General features: G+C 72.9%; 1 pseudogene. It reads left to right on the forward strand.

What is annotated here, in order from left to right:
* Nucleotides 1–228, forward strand: a pseudogene (locus tag G3I78_RS50275) (small secreted protein); the annotation flags it as partial.
* Nucleotides 229–395: the final 167 nt, after the last annotated feature.

The raw sequence follows: 395 nt of genomic DNA on the forward strand, positions 1-395 counted from the left end.
GAGGAGTCGTCCATGGGCTACGACGACCTGAAGACGAAGATGGACGCCCTGGACCCGAAGGACCAGACGAAGTTCGCCGAGGGCCTCAAGGACGTGGCCGGCGGACTCGAAAAGGCCACCAAGGGCGGCAAGAACGCGCTCAGCACGCTCAAGGCCGGCGGCCTGGAAAAGGCGATGAACAGCCAGAAGGGCTGCCAGGTCGCGGCGCCGTCCGCATCGCCGAAGTGACGCGGCCCGCGGCCGCCGTTGAGGGCGGCCGCGGCATGCGTACGCGGACCGGTGCGGCCGGGGCCGCGGGGAACCCGGCCGCCCCGGGGCACGCCGTGCCGTCTGCGGTACCCGTGGGAGGCGGCCACCGGCCACGCGCCGGTGCACGCATCGTCGCCATCAGCGGC

Origin of the sequence: Streptomyces sp. SID13726, from assembly GCF_010548375.1 — a bacterium.
GTDB lineage: Bacteria > Actinomycetota > Actinomycetes > Streptomycetales > Streptomycetaceae > Streptomyces.